This is a genomic window from Actinomadura keratinilytica, assembly GCF_039539665.1.
GTDB lineage: Bacteria > Actinomycetota > Actinomycetes > Streptosporangiales > Streptosporangiaceae > Spirillospora > Spirillospora keratinilytica.
This window is the reverse complement of sequence record NZ_BAABDO010000074.1, coordinates 19,118-34,950: the sequence shown is the minus strand read 5'-3', so window position 1 is coordinate 34,950 and position 15,833 is coordinate 19,118. Positions and strand designations below refer to the sequence as shown.

Annotated in this window: 16 protein-coding genes and 1 pseudogene; 6 read left to right on the top strand and 11 right to left on the bottom strand. The window is 73.8% G+C overall.

Annotated elements, in window-relative coordinates; genetic code table 11:
• The 5 genes and pseudogenes from ABD879_RS21585 to ABD879_RS21565 all read right to left on the bottom strand — a co-directional run.
• Positions 1-188: pseudogene (locus ABD879_RS21585) on the bottom strand (polyprenyl synthetase family protein); the annotation flags it as partial.
• Positions 185-1,537: a hydroxysqualene dehydroxylase HpnE gene (gene hpnE, locus ABD879_RS21580; RefSeq protein WP_345023325.1), complete on the bottom strand. Its 1,353-nt coding sequence runs from the start codon at positions 1,535-1,537 to the stop codon at positions 185-187. The pseudogene ABD879_RS21585 and the gene hpnE, both read right to left, overlap by 4 nt.
• Positions 1,537-2,394 (bottom strand): presqualene diphosphate synthase HpnD, encoded by an 858-nt coding sequence (gene hpnD, locus ABD879_RS21575; RefSeq protein WP_345023324.1) that lies wholly within the window; start codon positions 2,392-2,394, stop codon positions 1,537-1,539. The genes hpnE and hpnD overlap by 1 nt, the downstream gene beginning before the upstream one ends.
• A gap of 3 nt (positions 2,395-2,397) precedes the next feature.
• On the bottom strand, positions 2,398-3,270 hold the full coding sequence (gene hpnC / locus ABD879_RS21570; RefSeq protein WP_345023323.1) for a squalene synthase HpnC: 873 nt from the start codon (positions 3,268-3,270) through the stop codon (positions 2,398-2,400).
• Positions 3,271-3,556: 286 nt separating this feature from the next.
• On the bottom strand, positions 3,557-4,336 hold the full coding sequence (locus ABD879_RS21565) for an SDR family NAD(P)-dependent oxidoreductase (protein WP_345023322.1): 780 nt from the start codon (positions 4,334-4,336) through the stop codon (positions 3,557-3,559).
• Positions 4,337-4,448: 112 nt separating this feature from the next.
• Here ABD879_RS21565 and ABD879_RS21560 point away from each other — a divergent pair, with 112 nt between their 5' ends.
• Positions 4,449-5,735 carry an MFS transporter gene (locus ABD879_RS21560; protein ID WP_345023321.1) on the top strand — a complete coding sequence of 429 codons (1,287 nt, stop codon included), beginning with the start codon at positions 4,449-4,451 and terminating at the stop codon, positions 5,733-5,735.
• A 30-nt stretch (positions 5,736-5,765) separates the two neighbouring features.
• On the opposite strand, the gene ABD879_RS21555 is transcribed toward ABD879_RS21560, so the two are convergent.
• Together ABD879_RS21555 and ABD879_RS21550 are read right to left on the bottom strand one after the other, a co-directional pair.
• Positions 5,766-6,194 carry a heat shock protein transcriptional repressor HspR gene (locus ABD879_RS21555; RefSeq protein ID WP_345023320.1) on the bottom strand — a complete coding sequence of 143 codons (429 nt, stop codon included), beginning with the start codon at positions 6,192-6,194 and terminating at the stop codon, positions 5,766-5,768.
• Between the two features lie 749 nt (positions 6,195-6,943).
• On the bottom strand, positions 6,944-7,273 hold the full coding sequence (locus ABD879_RS21550) for a hypothetical protein (protein ID WP_345023319.1): 330 nt from the start codon (positions 7,271-7,273) through the stop codon (positions 6,944-6,946).
• Between the two features lie 414 nt (positions 7,274-7,687).
• Here ABD879_RS21550 and ABD879_RS21545 point away from each other — a divergent pair, with 414 nt between their 5' ends.
• Positions 7,688-7,987, top strand: a complete 300-nt coding sequence (locus tag ABD879_RS21545) for a hypothetical protein (RefSeq protein ID WP_345023317.1) — start codon at positions 7,688-7,690, stop codon at positions 7,985-7,987.
• A gap of 384 nt (positions 7,988-8,371) precedes the next feature.
• Here ABD879_RS21545 and ABD879_RS21540 read toward each other — a convergent pair whose 3' ends face one another.
• A complete protein-coding gene (locus ABD879_RS21540) occupies positions 8,372-8,866 on the bottom strand; it encodes a histone-like nucleoid-structuring protein Lsr2 (protein WP_345023316.1) in 495 nt (164 codons plus the stop codon).
• 155 nt (positions 8,867-9,021) lie between these two features.
• Positions 9,022-9,543 carry a 3-keto-disaccharide hydrolase gene (locus ABD879_RS21535; RefSeq protein ID WP_345023315.1) on the bottom strand — a complete coding sequence of 174 codons (522 nt, stop codon included), beginning with the start codon at positions 9,541-9,543 and terminating at the stop codon, positions 9,022-9,024.
• 9 nt (positions 9,544-9,552) lie between these two features.
• Here ABD879_RS21535 and ABD879_RS21530 point away from each other — a divergent pair, with 9 nt between their 5' ends.
• Positions 9,553-9,879: a 3-keto-disaccharide hydrolase gene (locus ABD879_RS21530; protein ID WP_345023329.1), complete on the top strand. Its 327-nt coding sequence runs from the start codon at positions 9,553-9,555 to the stop codon at positions 9,877-9,879.
• A 64-nt stretch (positions 9,880-9,943) separates the two neighbouring features.
• Here ABD879_RS21530 and ABD879_RS21525 read toward each other — a convergent pair whose 3' ends face one another.
• Positions 9,944-11,050 (bottom strand): ATP-binding protein, encoded by a 1,107-nt coding sequence (locus ABD879_RS21525; protein ID WP_345023314.1) that lies wholly within the window; start codon positions 11,048-11,050, stop codon positions 9,944-9,946.
• 354 nt (positions 11,051-11,404) lie between these two features.
• Between ABD879_RS21525 and ABD879_RS21520 the strand changes: the two genes are divergently transcribed.
• From ABD879_RS21520 to ABD879_RS21510, 3 genes are all read left to right on the top strand, one after another.
• Positions 11,405-11,737, top strand: a complete 333-nt coding sequence (locus tag ABD879_RS21520) for a hypothetical protein (RefSeq protein ID WP_345023313.1) — start codon at positions 11,405-11,407, stop codon at positions 11,735-11,737.
• A 200-nt stretch (positions 11,738-11,937) separates the two neighbouring features.
• Positions 11,938-12,270, top strand: coding sequence for a hypothetical protein (locus ABD879_RS21515; protein WP_345023312.1), 333 nt, complete (start codon positions 11,938-11,940; stop codon positions 12,268-12,270).
• Positions 12,271-13,464: 1,194 nt separating this feature from the next.
• Positions 13,465-14,139 carry a class I SAM-dependent DNA methyltransferase gene (locus ABD879_RS21510; protein WP_378272615.1) on the top strand — a complete coding sequence of 225 codons (675 nt, stop codon included), beginning with the start codon at positions 13,465-13,467 and terminating at the stop codon, positions 14,137-14,139.
• Positions 14,140-14,321: 182 nt separating this feature from the next.
• Here ABD879_RS21510 and ABD879_RS21505 read toward each other — a convergent pair whose 3' ends face one another.
• Positions 14,322-15,791: a carotenoid oxygenase family protein gene (locus ABD879_RS21505; protein WP_345023311.1), complete on the bottom strand. Its 1,470-nt coding sequence runs from the start codon at positions 15,789-15,791 to the stop codon at positions 14,322-14,324.
• Between the last annotated feature and the right edge of the window lie 42 nt (positions 15,792-15,833).

The following is a 15,833-nucleotide window of genomic DNA, read 5'->3' as shown; positions in this document are numbered from 1 at the left end:
AGCAGCGCCAGCGCCGGGCGCAGCGCCTTGCCGCCGCCCGCGGCGGCGGGCCTGCCGTCGGCGTCGACCCAGCCGAGGTGGTAGGCGATGACGCGGCGGGTCAGCGGGTCGAGCCGCTCGAGCGCCGCGCGCATCGCCTCGTCGACCAGCGCGCGCCCGGCGGCGGTGGCGAGGGGGACGCCGGTCATCGCGCGTCCACCCCCTCGCGCGGGCCGCGCAGGTGGCGGCGGACGAGACGGGCGGCGGTCAGGCCGCTGCGCACGGCTCCCTCCATCGTGTCGGGCCAGCCGGTGTCGGTCCACGCGCCGGCCAGGAACACGCCCGGCATCTGCGTCTGCGCGGCGGGCCGCAGCGCGCCGCTGCCCGGGGCCTGCCGGAACGTGGCGCAGCGTTCCCGGGTGACGAAGAAGTCGGCGATGCGGGCCCGCCGGGCGGCGGGGAACAGGCGCTCCAGCGCGGGGACGAACACCGCGCGCAGCTCGGCCGCCGGCACGTCGATCCACCGGTCGGCCGCCGACACCGACACCGCCAGGTACTGGCCGCGGTCCAGGCCGCCCGCGGCGGTGCGGTCGAACACCCACTGCACGGGCGAGCCCACCGCCGCGGCGAACGGCAGGTCCGTCACCCTGGTGTCGTAGACGACGTGCACGTTGACGATCGGGCTGGCGCCCAGGCCGGACCAGCGCTCCCGGTCGGGGCACGCCTCGTCCGGCACGATCCCGGCGGCCGCCCGGTGCGGCACGGCCACCACGACGGCGTCGGCGGCGACCGGCACGCCGTCCACCACCAGCTTCGGCCCGGCCAGCACCGCCTCGGCCTTCGCCCGCAGCCGCACCCGCCCGCCGGCGCGCTGCAGGCGCCGCAGCGCGGACGCGCCGTGCAGCTCCACGAGCGGGACGGCGGCCGCGCCGAGGTAGACGTCGTCGACCCGGCCGAGCAGCGCGGTCCGGCACACCATCGCAGCGGACCCGAGCGCGGCGTCCTCCAGCCCGATGTTGAGCGCGGCGGTGACGAACAGCTCCCACAGCGCCTCGCGCGGCCGCCGCCGCTGGCCGTGCGCGGCCAGCCAGGCGCCCATGCCGAGCCGGTCGAGCCGCGGATCGCCCGGGTCGAGGCGGTGCAGGGCGAGCGCCGCGCGGACGGCGCGCAGCCGGTCGGACGGCGTCAGCAGCCCGTACCCGGCCAGCGCGGGCAGCATGTGCAGCGGCCCGGGCAGCCGGCCCCGCCGCAGCCGGCCCGCGGCGCCGTCCGGGGTGAGGACGGCGACGTCGAACCGGTCCTGGACGCGCACCCGGTTGTGCACGCCCAGCCTGCGCAGCAGCCCCTGGTAGGCCGTGCAGCAGCGCAGGAACACGTGCTGCCCGTTGTCGACGGTCAGGCCGCCGCGGCGGAACGAGCAGGTGGCGCCGCCGAGCCGGGGCCGCGCCTCGTAGAGCGTCGTGCGCAGGCCCGCCTCCCGCAGCGCCAGCGCCGCGGTGATCCCGGCCAGGCCGCCGCCCACCACGGCGACGTGCGCGTCCTCCTCCGCCGCGCCCATCACCGCACCATCCACAGCGACCGGAGCGCCACGACGGCCTTCTCCCACGGCGGCAGCGACACGCGGCCGTGCAGCGCGGCGAGCGGGTCGGCCGCGATGCGCGCCAGCAGCCGCCGGTAGATGTCGGCCATCGCCGAGGCGCAGGCGCCGCTGCGCGGGTCCAGCATCGGGATCAGCCGGAACCCGGTGTCGTACCATTCGCTGGCCCGCGCCGCCTCGAACCGCATCAGCGCCACCAGCCGGGACGGCGGGTCGGTGAACCGGCCGGACGCGTCGCGCTGCAGCGAGCAGCCGAACCGGGCCAGGTCCTCGCCGGGCAGGTAGACGCGGCCGCGCAGGGCGTCCTCGCGCACGTCCCGCAGGATGTTGGTCAGCTGCAGCGCCACGCCGAGCGCGTCGGCCAGCGGCTCGGCGGCGCGCAGGTCGGCGGCGCCGAACACGCCGAGCGACAGCCGCCCGATCGTCCCGGCGACGCGGCGGCAGTAGGCCAGCAGGTCGTCGAAGGTCTCGTAGGCGGCGCCGCGCACGTCGGCCTCGCAGCCGTCGACGAGCTCGGCGAACGCCTCCAGCGGGATCGGGTAGCGCCGCGCCGCGTCGGCCATCGCCACGAACACCGGGTCGGTCGGCCTGCTGTCCAGGTCGCTGATCTGCTTGCGGGTGGCGACCAGCGCGGCCAGCCGCTTGTCGGCGGGCATGGCGTCGTCGTCGCCGAAGTCGTCGATGCGGCGCGCCAGCGCGTACACCGCGCTTAACGCCCGCCGCTTGGGCGGCGGCAGCAGCCTGATCCCGTACGAGAAGTTCCTCGCCCGCGAGCGGACCACCTGCTCGCAGTACCGATAGCCGTCGGACGGATCCACTGGTCATCTCCTTCCGAGCATCCGTGACCACTCGATCAGCAGCCGTGTTCTCGCGGGACGCGGCGGATCCGCGAGGACGTCGTAGCCGCGGCGGTGCAGGGCCGCCAGGGCGGCGCGGCCGCCCGCGATGTATCCGGCCACCGCGAGCCGCGCGAACCCCGGCAGCCGCACCCCGGCGGCGCCGTCGCGCTCCGCGGGCCGCGCGGCGCCGTCCCGTCCCGTCGGCCGCACGGCGGTCGGGCCGCCGACCAGCGCCGAGCCCTCGTCGAGCAGGCGGCGCGCCCGCGCGGCCTGCAACGCGATCACGCCGCGCAGCCGGGTGGGCGTGGCGGCCAGGGTCAGGTCCCGCTCGGCGCAGCCGAACCGGCGCAGGTCCGCCTCCGGCAGGTAGATCCGCCCCCGCCGGTAGTCCTCGGCGACGTCCTGGCAGTGCTCGATGATCTGCAGGGCGGTGCAGACGCGGTCGGACAGGGCGATCCGGTCCGGGGTGACCGCGTCGAACACGTGCAGCACGACGCGGCCGACCGGATCGGCCGACAGCGCGCAGTAGGCCACCAGTTCGTCGAACGTCTCGTACCGGGTGACGGCCTGGTCCTGCCGGCCGGCCTCGATCAGGCGGCGCAGCGGCTCGGCGGGCACCCGGCAGTCGCGCACCGTCGCGGCCAGCGCGGCCAGCGGCGGCAGTTCGGGCGCACCGCGCTCGTACAGGCGGCGCAGATCGGTCTCCACCTCGTCGAGCAGCGCCTTGCGCTCCCGCGGCGGCGCCCGGTCCCCGATGTCGTCGACGAAGCGGGCGTACCGGTACACCGCCAGAAGGTGCATGCGATGGCGGGCGGGCAGCAATCGCGTGGCGACCGGGAAATTCTCCCGGCGCACGAATTCGTCCAGTGTCCGTGGACCTGCTGCCGGATCCCACGCCTGCGCGTTCGCGGACATGTCCTCCCTTCGGTGTCCGGCCGACCAAGCCGCCAGGACCAGGCCAGTTGCACGCCAGGCCACCAGGCCGGTCACCACGACCGGGGTGCGACGGGATTCCCAACGAACAACCCGCCCGCCACTTCCAGCAGCAGTCATGCCCGTTCGCCCGCCAATCGCCGCCCCTTCTTTGGAAAAGCGGACGGAGGGTGTCGGGAATGTTTTCGGCGACGCGGCAAATAGGCCGTCAGACGCGTTCTCCGAATCGGCCCGCCAGGGTCCGGTAAAGCCCGGGGGCGGCGGCCCGGACGGCGACCGGCAGGCGCAGCCAGCCGGGCACGTGCACCTCGGCCGAACCGGCGGCGACCGCCCGCACGGCGGCCTCGGCGACCTGCTCGGGCGGCAGGGGCCGCGGCCGGCGCCGCGCGTACGGGGCGCCGCGCCGCTCGAAGAACCCGGTGTCGACCACGCCGGGGACCAGCACGCCGACGGTGACGCCGGTGCCGCGCAGCTCCAGGCGCAGGCTCTCGGCGAAGGCGTCCAGCCCGCCCTTGGCGGCGGCGTAGACGGCCTCGCCCGCCACGCCGACCCGCCCGGCGATCGAGGTGACGAACAGCAGCCGCCCGCCGCCCCGCGCCAGCATCTGCGGCAGCAGCGCCCTGGTCAGGACGATCGGCGCCGCCAGATCGACCGCCAGCAGGTGGGCGGCGGCGCCCTGCGGCATGTCGGTGAACCGGCCGGCCCACCCGGCCCCGGCGTTGAGCACCAGCACGTCCACCCGCCCGGCCCGCCGCAGCGCCTCCTCGGCCAGCCACCGCGCCTGCACCGGGTCGGCCAGGTCGGCGGCGATCGGGACGCCGCCGGTGGCGCGGGCCGTCTCCGCCAGCCGCCGCTCGTCGCGGCCGTGCACGACCAGGCGGGCGCCGTCGCGCGCCAGGGCGGCCGCGATCGCCCGGCCCAGGCCCGCCGACGCGCCCGTGACCAGCGCGGTCCTCCCCCGCACCGGCCGCCGCCGCCGGAACACCATTCCCGCAGCCTACGAGGTCGCGGCGGGGCGTTTCGAGCATGCCGCGCGACCGGCGGGGAAGCTACGTCGCTGTGGACGTCCCGCCCGCCGGACGCGCCGTCTCGGGGACCCCATGGGAACCGGCGAACGGCTGAACAGCCCCGCCTTCCGCCGCCTGCTGGCAGGGCAGACGGTCTCCTCGTTCGGCGACTGGATGGGCACGCTCGCCCTGATGTACCTGGTGCTGGAGCTCAGCGGCTCCACCACGGCGGTGGGCGGCGTGCTGGTCCTGCGGCTGCTGCCCTCGGCGCTGGGCGCGCCGCTGGCCGCCCGCGTGGTGACCCGGTGGCGGCGCCGCAGCGTGATGATGACCTCGGACCTGGTCCGCGCGGGCATGGCGTTCGTGCTGCCGGTCGTGCCGTCGCTGTGGTGGGTGTACGCGTGGGCGGTCGCCATCGAGGTCATCGGCCTGATGTTCCTGCCCGCCCGGGACGCGGCCGTGCCCGTCATCGTCGGGGGCCGCCGCGGCACCCCCGACCGGGGCACGCTGCAGCTGGCCAACGGCATCACGATGGCCACGTCCTACGGCATGATCCCGGTGGGCGCGGGGGCGTTCGGCACGCTGCTGTTCCTGTCGGACGCGCTCGGCTGGACCGGACAGGGACGCTTCGTCGCGGTGTTCTGGCTGGACGCGCTGACCTACCTGGTGTCGTTCGTCGCGGTGCGCGGCCTGCCCGACCTCGGGCCGTGGCGCGGCGAACGGCGGTCCGGCGGCGCCGTCCGGCCGGGGGCGGGGCTGCTGGCCGCGCTGCGGCTGCCGGTGATGGCGGCGGTGCTGCCCGCGGTGGCGGTCGTCTCGCTGGGGCTGGGCTCGCTGTTCTCGGTCGGCATCCCGTTCGTGCGGGACGTGCTGCGCGCCGGCCCCGTCGGGTTCGGCGCCCTGGTGGCGCTGTTCGGCGGCGGCGCGCTGCTCGGCCTGCTCGCCGCCCGCCGGTACGGGCGGCACGACCTGATCGGGCAGATCCGGGTGGCCACCGCGGCACAGGGCCTGGTGGTCATCGCGATGGGCGCGCTGGCGTCGCCCGCCTGGGCGTACCTCGGCGCGGTGCTGTTCGGCGCCGCCGCCACCGGCGCGCTGGTCGGCGCGATCACCCACCTGCAGGAGAGCCTGGGGGGCGCCGCCCGCACGCTCGGGCTGACCGCCTTCCACGCCGTGCTGCGGTGCGGCCTGGCCGCGGCCGCGCTGGCGGCCGGCGCCGCCGACGACCTGCTCGCCCGGACGCGCCCGCCGCCGCTCGGCATCCCCCCGGCCGGCCTGGTGCTGATCGTGTCGGGGGCCGTGGTGTGCTGCGGCACCCTCCTCGTCCGGCGCCCGTCCGGCCGGGACCGCCCGGCGGCGTCCACCGGTCGCGCGGCCTGAGCCCGCTTCGCGTTCAGTGGGAGGGCGGGTTCAGTGGGAGGGCGGTTCGGGCCGGGCGGAGGCGGGCACCGGCGCGCCGCCTCTCGCCCTGCCTCGTCTGCGCAGCTCCCGGGCCAGGCGGGCGGCCACACCGCGGGCGGACTCCAGCTCGTTGCCCAGCTGGTCGGCCAGCTCGCGCAGCCGCCGCACCTCCGCCCGCAGCGCCTGGGTCTCCCGCCGCAGGTCCAGGATGTGCCGGACGCCCGCGAGGTTGACGCCCTCGTCCCGCGACAGCCGCTGGATCTCGTGCAGCGTCCTCATGTCGCGCATCGAGTAGCGCCGGTTGCGGCTGCCCGCGCGCACCGGCGTCACCAGCCCCATCCGCTCGTAGGCGCGCAGCGTCTGGGGGTGCAGCCCGGACAGCTGCGCCGCGACCGAGATGACGTAGACGGGCGTGTCGTCGTCGATGGGCGTGCTCATGGGGGTGCCGCCTGGCGCGCGTCGGTGGCCTTGCCGTCGTCCACGATCTCGGCGTCGACGACCTCGTCGTCCTGCCGTTCCTGCCCCTGCCCGCCGGACGCGCCCTGGCCGCCCCCGCAGCGCCGGACTGCCCGACAGAGATCGCCTCGCCAAGCGAGTTGACTCCACCCGACTCAACTTGAATGAGCGCCCACCGGACGCGGACGCCTCATCACAATGCCGCCGACCACGTCGAACCCACGATGACTCACGCCCCCATACGAACGGGCGAGTCCCTACCGCCAGCCAAGAGCAGGCACCCCGTGGGGCGGTCGGCCCGCACGGGGGTGCTCCGAGACGACCGCCCGGTGAAACCGTCGGTTCCCAGTTCCCGGCTGCGAGACAGGGCCGGTGACCGACCCGACGTCACTGGAGATGGCGAGCGGCGGCGCCCACCTGATCGTGCGGCCGCCCGGCGAGGCCGATGCCCGCGCGCGGCCCCGGTTGCGGTACCGGCCTGGAGCGGGTGCCCGCGCGGCGATCGAGTACGGCTCGGCGCAGGGTCTCACGCCGGCCCCGGCGCGGTTCTCACCTAGTCCTCGGGCAGCACACTGCTGAGCACACTGCTGGCGGGCACACTCCATCGACCCTGGAGAGGGCGAGCGGCGGCGCCCACCTGATCGAGGACATCCGCTTGCGCACGTCGGCGGCCCGGTGGGGGATCCGGGATCGCCGGCCGGGGCTGTGGGCCGGAGCGCGCGGGCGGGTGCTCAGCGTGCCGGGAGGCCGTCGACCCGCTCGGCGGGCATGGCCAGGGCCGTCGCGACGGCGCGCAGTTCGTCGCGTTCGGCGGCGGTGACGGGGGCGGCGCGGGTGTGCAGGGCGGTGACCAGGAGCTCGACGGCCTTCTCCCAGCGTCCGCTGGCCGCCTCCTTGGTGACGCGCCGCAGTGTCGGCTGGGGCAGCCGGTCGCGGAAGCAGGACGGCAGCCGCCGCAGGGTCTGGGCCAGTTCCCGGTGCTCGCGGCTGCTCAGCGGCGGCACGGCGGGCCGGAGCTGCCAGTCGCCCACGGCCAGGCCGACCACTCGGATCACCTGCATCAGCACTGCCTTCCCCCTCCCCGTCCCGGCGCATCGATGCCGCTCGCCGGACATCGGCCGGTGCCGTACCCCGCAGCCGTCGGCCACAAGCCGCAGACCAGGCAAAAGGCGGTAAGCAATGCGGCAAGCGGAGCGGCAGGCGGGGATGTTTGGCCGACGGCCTGCGGGTAGCCCCCCAGCACACGAACTTCGACTCGCGAGGACGGAGCGGAACACCGGCGCTCCGTCCTCCGAGACGCGGTCTGAGCCAAGACAGTGCCGGGGGCCGACATGGCGACAGTCGCCGAGACCAGGACAACACGCAGACGCACCACACAGCGGCGGAGCACGACGAGCCCGAGCCGGGCCGCCACCACCACGCGGCGGCGCTCCGCGGCGACGACGAGCACGTCGAGGACGCCGAGGACGACCCGGGTGCGGGAGGAGAAGAAGACCACCGTTCCCGTCCCCGTCGTCACACCGCATGTGACCGTGCACAGGTTCGAGGTGCCGACGCCGCGGATCGGGCAGGCCGGCCAGCAGGTGGTCGACGCCGGGAAGGCCGTGGCCTCCTCGCTTCCGCCGCCCGGACGGCTGGCCTACTACACCGGGCTGGGCGCCTTGGCGGCGCTGGGGGTCATGGACTGGCCGGTGGCCGCGGCGATCGGGGTCGGCGTCGCCGTCGCGCGGCGGGCGACCGGTCGGCAGCGGGCCGGGCAGTCGCGGACGACCTAGGCGGGGCCCGGGGACGGCGCCGTCCCCCTTACCAAGTGTTCACCTGCCGGTCACCTGCGACCCGGACGAGAACAAACAAAATCGGATAAAACGGTCAGTGCTGTAGTCGACCACGAGGTGAACACCGTGACCGATCTCCTGGCCACCGTCCTCGCGAAGGCGCTGGTGGCGCTTGTCGAAGCCGCCGTCGCGCAGCTGATCTTCGCGCTGCTCCGCGCACCCGAGGCGACCGCCGCCTGACCGTGGGGGCGCCTGCTGCCCAGGCGGCCCCCACGGTCAGGCCGGTGACGGTCCCTTGACCGGTGTCACGGGCCCGTTCCCTGCTTGCGACGGCCGCATGGGCTGCGCTCCACACGGCCACCGCCCCACCTAGGGGCTCCCTGCTCAGCCCTCCGCCTTGGCCTCCTCCGGCTGGGCCGCCTCGGCGGCCTCGGGCTTGGCCTCGCCGGCCTTGCCCTCTCCGGCCGCGGCCTCTTCGGCCTTGGCGCCGTCGGCCTTGGCCTCGTCGGCGGCGGCCCCGTCCGGAGCGGCGTCGGGGTGGGCCGCGATGAACTGCTCGTACACCTCGTCAGCGATCTTGCCGCGGACGCTGACCTCGATGCCCTGCTCCTTGGCCCACTCACGGACGTCCGTGTTGGTGTAGCCGCGCAGCTTGGGCGAGGTGTCGGCGGTGCTCTTGCGGGAGCGCCCGGCGGCCTTGACGACGGCCGCCTTCTCCAGGAAGGGCGTCAGCGCGTCCAGCGCCTCCTGCAGGCGCTTGTGGTTCGCGTCGCCCAGGTCGATGGTGAACTTCGCCCCGGCGACCTCGAAGTCCCGCTTGGCGACGTCCTCACCGTCGTAGCCGTCGATGTCGTCAACCATGACGACCTTGGTGGCCATGGGTCCCCCTCCTGTGTCCTCAGCGATCAAGCATCATAGAGCGCCGACGACCCCGCCTCGGCCCATTCGGCCAGGCTCCCCTCCGGAGCCGACGCGCAGGTCACCGGGGCGCCGGACCGCGGAGCGCCGTGCCCGCCCCCGGCCCCGCGGCGGGGTCAGGACAGGGCGCGGACGCGGACGTTGCGGAAGTCGACCACGTCGTCGGAGCCGTGGTTCTGCAGGCCGATGAAGCCCCGCGCGAACTGGCGCAGATCGGTGGGCGGGTCGTCGGCGCGCGAGGAGCTCTTGCCCGGCGTGTTGTCGAACTCGTTGATCACTTCGCCGTTGCGGATGACCGTGTAGTGCCGGCCCCGGACGCGGATCTGGTAGTCGTTCCAGGTGCCGGGAGGGGTGGGCCGGGCCCGGTCCAGGCCGATCGCGCCGAAGTTGTAGACCGAGCCGGTCTTCTGCGGTGCGCCGGCGGGCCCGTCGTAGATCTGGATCTCGTTCCCGCAGTAGATCGCCGCCCAGGCCGGGGAGGTGCGGGCCGAGCCGATGGTGCCGCAGCTGCCGGGCGGGCGCTCCTCCAGCGGGGTGCGCAGGTCGGGGAAGCGGACGAAGACGCGGGACCGGCGGTACCGGGACTTCGCGCTGGAGCTGGAGTACGAGCAGGACAGCGTCAGCTCCGACTCCGGCATCTTCCTTTCCTGCGGATCCCGGACGGCGACTCCGCCGTCGCCGACCCGCAGACCAAGGGGTACCAGGTGTCGATCCTGGACCGGGTCGACGAGGCCCGCTTCCGCACCGGCTCGATCGACGGGATCGACCCCGCCGACTTCCTCAACGCCAAGCCGGTCGGCGGCGGCTACAACAAGGTGCGCATCGAGGTCCGCGGCCAGGAGTACCGGATCTACTGGAACGACCAGCTGGTGAACACCTACACCGGTGACCGGGAACTCGCCGGCCACATCGGGCTGGAGAACAACGGCGGCGGCATCCGCTTCAAGAACATCCGGATCGCCCCGCTCAAGTAGCCCGTCCGTTCCCCGCCCCGGCGGGGCCGGGTGCCGGTCCCCCGCACCCGGCCCCGCCGCCGTTTCACGGGGTGCGCGGGCGGGGCCAGCCGCCGGCCGCCGCGCGCACGGCCCGCGCCGCGTCCGCCGGCGTCCGGTCATCGGTGCCGACGCGGACGGCGCCGTCCGGTGCGTCCGCGGCCTCGGCGGCGGCCCGCCGGGCGATCTCCACGAGCTCCCGCTCGGGCAGCCCGCGCAGCTCGTCGCCCGGGACGACCGGCCCGTCGCCGCGCCCGCGCATGAGGACGCGCTCGGCCAGCCGGCCGGGCCCGGCGTCGAGGCGGCACACCGTCAGCGCGGACGCCGCGAAGAGCCCGGTGAAGCCGTCGGGGTGACCGGCCTCACCGGAAACGATCAGGCATCGCGCCCCGGCCTGGCGGAACACCGCGTCCAGGACCGCCAGGTTGGCCGCCATGAGGGCGCGGCCGCCGTCGGCCGGCCGCAGGAATCCGATCTGCCGCGCATCCACGTACGCGGCCGGGACGCCCTCGCCGATGACCTGCCGGAACACCTCGTATCCGACCGTGGACTTGCCGACGCCGGTCGCCCCGCACAGCCACAGCGTCGGCGTCGTGATCGCGGCACCGGCCCGCGGGGCGGGCGGCGCGGTCGGCTCCGGTGCCGCGGCGGGCCGGAGGCCGATGCGCTTGCGCACCGTGCGGGCGACCTCGGGCACCGTCAGCCCGTCGGTGTCGACGCACAGGTCGGCGAAGCCGGTGCGGTCGAGGGCCTCGGCCGCGGCGACGGCCCGGTCCACCAGTTCGGGACGCCACCCCCGGCCGACGAACCGCCGACGCAGCTCGTCCGCGCGCACGCGCAGGCGGCACAGGGTCACGTCCGCGCCCGGCATCGCGTCGGCGTACGCCCGGGCCTGCTCGGCGGTGTCGACGACCCCGGAAAGGATCAGGCACCGCGCCCCGGCCGCCCGGTGGTTCGGCCAGACCGCGCCCAGCGCGGCGGTCCGCACGCGGTGCTCGTCGTCGACGGGGTGGCACAGACCGATCTGATCGAGGTCGATGAACGCCGTCCGGACACCGCCGCGGGCGAGCCGGGAGAAGATCTCGAATGCCGCGCTCGACTTGCCGACACCGGGCGGACCGCACAACCACAACACCGGGACGCCGTTGCTCACCGCCGCGACCCTAATGAGCCGCCGCCCCCTCCCGCCACCGGATAACCGGCGTCTCGGCGAGCCCGGCCGTCAGCACCGCGAACCCGGCACACACCGGCCGAAACCGGACCATCGGGCGCGCCGGCCCTGCTCTCGGCGGGCGCTCGGGGGGCGATGAACCTCGTCCCAGGGGCTTGGAGCGGCGAAGCCGCAAGGGCCCACGGCGGCGATCCCGAGGGCCTGAGGGCGACCGGGATGACATAGCAAACCTTGGGATTAAGTTGCACTTTTAACCATCTACCCGGCAGATCGGGCGTCATAGGTTGAAATTTGAAAGGACGTTGTGCGCAGGCACAGCGGACGGGGTGACAGCACATGACAAGGAAGATCACGCGGCTCGCCGTCGTGGGCGTCGCGGCCGGATCCATGGCACTGGGCGTACCGACGGTGGCGATGGCCTCCGCCGCCTCGGTGTCAGAGCACGGCGTCGCGGCGCACTCCGTCAGCGTGAACGACGGCTGGCGCCACGACGGCTACAGGTTCGGCCACCACCGCTTCGGGTTCGGGCACCGCGACTTCGGATTCGGGCACCACCGCTTCGGATTCGACCACCGCTTCGGATTCGACCACCACGGCTTCGGGTTCGGGCACGGGCGCTTCGGGTTCCACGACGGCGGAGTGTTCTTCAAGAAGTCGTTCACGTGGTGACCGGAGCGAGGTAAGACCGCGCTGATACCGCGGCAGGACGCAAGCAAAGCTCGGCGAACGCCAAGCACAGCCAAATATTAGGAAAAGATCGCCGTCGGGCTTGGCGGCCGATCGCACTGACTTTCCGAGTATTCGGCCCACCATGGATACTCCTCATGCACCCGCCGCGCATCGCACGGCGGACGGGGGGCGACATACAGATGACGACGAGAATCCGGCGCATTGCCATCATGAGCGTCGCTGCGCCGGTCGTGGCTCTGGGAGCCCCGACGGCGGCACTCGCCGCACCCGTCTCGGCGACTCAGCACAGCGTCGGCGCGCAGGTCTCCGACCCGCACGACGGGTACCGGCACCACCGGTTCAACCACCATCGGCCCTTCTTCAAGCACCATCGCCACTTCTTCCACCACCGCCACCACTTCAGGTACGGCCACGGCGGCTTCCGGCACGGATACAGCGGGGTGTTGTTGACGAAGTCCGCGACGATCGCGGGCACCGGTGGCACGTTCAGCGTCAGCAGTACGGCGAGGTAGCACCGCACCGCCGACATATCGAGGGCCCGGCCGGCATGCACCGTCCGGGCCCTCGGCATGCCGGTCACCGGAACCCCAGATGACATAGCGAACCTTGGCGGCGAGTTGCACTTCTATCCACCTACCGGGCACATCCGACGAATATGGTCGGAAGTAGAACAAACAGTCAGAGCTGTGTACAGCACACAGCGACGGGGGTGAACAGGGAAATGACGAAGAAGGTTCAGCGATTCGCCGTCGCCGGGCTGGCGGCCGGTGCTCTGGCTGTGGGCGCACCGACGGCGGCCATGGCGAGCACCGCTGACACAGCGGCGTCGCAGCACTCGACTGTCAGCGCTCAGTCCGCGAGCACCGCCCACTCGACCAGCACCACCGGTGGCTGGGGCTGGGGTTGGGGCCCCTGGGGCGGCTGGGGCTGGGGCGGCTGGGGTTGGGGTGGAGGCTGGGGCTGGTGGTAGTCCCGTCACACCCTGGTCAGCCAGCCGATAGCAGCTGAGCAGCCAAGCCGAGGGCCCGGCCGGTGATCACACCGCTGGGCCCTCGCTCACGCCCGAGCCGACTCCCGGCCCGACCGTCACGGCGGCGCACCGCCCTCACCCCCTCCCAGGTCACCACCCACCCCCGGACACGAAGTAGAAGACACCGACATCTGCCAACACGGCATGCACGCGCAGGCTTCCAAGCCGCGCCCTCACCGCCACTGCGAGGGCATGCCACCACCGGATCACCAGGACCACAGCGTTGATGCGCGAACGCGGCATCCAGTCGGCGCCCTGCGCACGCAGCAGCGCGACCGACGAGGCTCCCCGTACCGATCAGACATTCAAGGGCCTGAATAGGCGCACGACGGCGAGCATGCGCCCGACACACTCTCCGTGAACAGAGCGAGACCATCTTGCGTCGGGGAGTTTCTATGGAGGCGTGCTCGACACCGCCCGCCTGATCACCCTTTCGCCGTCGTACGGCGTGCGTGTGACATCTGCCGGCAGAGGCGCGCCGCCCTGCCGCCGTCCCCGCATCCGGCGGGCCCACGACGGCATGCGGCACCGCCATGGACGCCACGGCCTTTTCCGTCGGTGTCACGCGACTGCCCGGAAAATGGCCGGCGGAGCGGAACAGCATTCGATTACGGTCGCCGCGTGCAGGTATTTCGGTGAACGCGTCGCAGCCCGCTACGACGAGACGTCGGCGGCGATGTTCGAGCCGCGGACGCTGGAGCCAGCGGTGGATTTCCTCGCCGGGCTCGCCGGGGGCGGCCGCGCCTTGGAACTGGGCATCGGGACGGGCCGTGTGGCACTGCCGCTGTCACGGCGGGGCGTTGCGGTGCACGGCATCGATCTGTCGCGGGCGATGGTGCGGCGGCTGCGCGCCAAGCCCGGCGGCGACGCGATCAGCGTGACGATCGGCGACTTCGCGACCGCTCGGGTCGACGGCGCGTTCTCGCTCGCCTACCTGGTCTACAACACCATCAACAACCTGACGACGCAGGCGGCGCAGGTCGCCTGTTTCCGCAACGTCGCCGCGCACCTGGAGCCGGGCGGGTGTTTCGTCATCGAGGTCGGCGTTCCGGAACTGCGGAAACTGCCGCCGGGACAGAACGTCGTGCCGTTCCAGGCGGGCCCGACGGGGTGGGCGTATGACGTTGACGACGTGGCCACGCAGTCGATGAGCTCGAACTACGCCGAGGTCGTCGACGGCCGCTGCGAGTTCACCTCGATCCCGTTCCGGTACGTGTGGCCCGCCGAGCTCGATCTGATGGCCGAACTGGCGGGCATGCGCCTGCGCGAACGCTGGGAGGACTGGACGCGCACGCCGTTCACCAGCGAGAGCACCAAGCACGTCTCCGTATGGGAGAAGCCCGCCGACTGACCGCCACCGCTCGGGCAAGCGGCCGCGCCGGAGCCGGACGCCGCTCCGGATCACCCCGCAGGCGCGGCCACCCGGGCCACGTCCGCCGGAAGCGTGATGGTCGACGCGGTCACCATCACCCCCTCCTAACTCACCGTCGTGACGAGGTACCGCAGTGTCACCGGCCGTTGGGGCATTCGGTGTCAGGAGGCGGCCGGGATCCAGTTGCCGTGGAAACCGGACGGGACGCGGACGGTCAGGTGGACGAGCCCGACGGTCTCCAGGGTCTGCGCGTCGATGAGGGCCAGATCGCTGCGGCCGGTCGCGAGGTCGTGGACGTACCCCATGAGCACGCCCTCGTCCTCGTCCGCGTCGTCGGACGCCGGGACGAAGACGAACTCCCCGGCGGCGCGGCCGGGGCCGAACCGGTGCACGTCGGTCGCGCCCGTGGCCAGGTCGTGTTTGAACAGCACGTCGGGGTCGACGTCGAGGAGCAGTTCGCGTCCGGCGCCGGTGTCGGCGCCGACCGAATAGCCGTAGCGGTGGCGCCGCCCCACCAGGCGTTCGTCCGCGCGCGGGAACTCCTGCGGGCGGTCGTCCACGACATCCTGTGCGACGGTGCCCGAGGCCGGGTCGATGCGCCAACGCTCCAGGACGGCGACGCCCTCGCCCGCCACCGCCCCGCCGGCGAACATCTTCGGGTGCCGGATGACGTCGACGACGATGACGTCGCCGTCCTCGTAGGCGTTGAGCTGGTGGAACACGAAGCACGGCGCGATCTCGAACCAGCGGACGCCGCCGGACCCGGCGTCGCGCGGCAGCACCCCCACGCGGGCCGGGTAGTCCGGGTTCCAGGAGTAGGGGACGCCGAGGCGGGAGGTGTAGCGCGACCCCAGCCACGCGGCGCGGGCGACGACCGGCTCGGGGATGGGCGTGCGGCCGACCATGCGCGACAGCAGGGAGCGTCCGGGGCGCGCCAGCCAGCGCGGCATGCCGCGGGTGGCCAGGCGCGGGTCGAAGGTGACCGGCAGGTCGAACAGGATCACGTGGCGGTCGGTGAGGGCGAAGTCGTGCATCATCGGGCTGCCGCCCACCTCGACGTCCACGATGCGGCGGATCCGCCCGGACGCGGTGAGCACCGAGTACTGCACCCGGTTGCCCCAGCCGAAGAAGTAGGAGACGGCGTGCAGCTCGCCGGTGTCCGGGTCGCGGTGCGGGTGGGCGGTGTAGCCGCCGGGCAGGGTGCCGTCGAAGTCGCAGGCGCCGACGGTCTCCAGCTCGTCGGTCAGCTCGTAGGGGCGGGTGCCCCCTTCCACCAGGGCGAGGGTCCTGCCCGCGTGGCCGAGGACGTTGGTGTTGACGGCGAATTCCATGCCCGCGTGGGCGCGTCCGGCCCTGGGCCGTTCGCCGAGGGCGCGGGAGACGCTCGCGGTGCGGACCCACCGGTTGCGGTACCACTCGGCGCGCCCGTCGCGCAGCCGCACGCCGTGCACCATGCCGTCGCCGGTGAACAGGTGGTCGGTCTCCGGATCGAATCCGTCGATCGGGTTGGGGCCGATGCGCACGTAGCGGCCGTCGAGGTACTCGGGGACGGTTCCGGTCACGGACAGGTCGACGATCGTGTGCTCGGTGCGGACGGGGGTGTAGCCGCGCTCGGTCGCGGTGGCGGTCATCGGGGCACCTCCCGATCGTTATAACGAGGTAATGTGAGCTAT

What these genes read in the sequence shown, in the direction of transcription:
- ABD879_RS21560 (WP_345023321.1), top strand. Translation starts at nt 4,449, where the DNA reads ATGGGAACCGGCGAACGGCTGAACAGCCCCGCCTTCCGCCGCCTGCTG.
- ABD879_RS21550 (WP_345023319.1), bottom strand. Translation starts at nt 7,273, where the DNA reads ATGCAGGTGATCCGAGTGGTCGGCCTGGCCGTGGGCGACTGGCAGCTC.
- ABD879_RS21520 (WP_345023313.1), top strand. Translation starts at nt 11,405, where the DNA reads ATGACAAGGAAGATCACGCGGCTCGCCGTCGTGGGCGTCGCGGCCGGA.
- ABD879_RS21510 (WP_378272615.1), top strand. Translation starts at nt 13,465, where the DNA reads ATGTTCGAGCCGCGGACGCTGGAGCCAGCGGTGGATTTCCTCGCCGGG.
- ABD879_RS21515 (WP_345023312.1), top strand. Translation starts at nt 11,938, where the DNA reads ATGACGACGAGAATCCGGCGCATTGCCATCATGAGCGTCGCTGCGCCG.
- ABD879_RS21505 (WP_345023311.1), bottom strand. Translation starts at nt 15,791, where the DNA reads ATGACCGCCACCGCGACCGAGCGCGGCTACACCCCCGTCCGCACCGAG.
- ABD879_RS21565 (WP_345023322.1), bottom strand. Translation starts at nt 4,336, where the DNA reads ATGGTGTTCCGGCGGCGGCGGCCGGTGCGGGGGAGGACCGCGCTGGTC.
- ABD879_RS21535 (WP_345023315.1), bottom strand. Translation starts at nt 9,543, where the DNA reads ATGCCGGAGTCGGAGCTGACGCTGTCCTGCTCGTACTCCAGCTCCAGC.
- hpnE (WP_345023325.1), bottom strand. Translation starts at nt 1,537, where the DNA reads ATGGGCGCGGCGGAGGAGGACGCGCACGTCGCCGTGGTGGGCGGCGGC.
- ABD879_RS21540 (WP_345023316.1), bottom strand. Translation starts at nt 8,866, where the DNA reads ATGGCCACCAAGGTCGTCATGGTTGACGACATCGACGGCTACGACGGT.
- ABD879_RS21555 (WP_345023320.1), bottom strand. Translation starts at nt 6,194, where the DNA reads ATGAGCACGCCCATCGACGACGACACGCCCGTCTACGTCATCTCGGTC.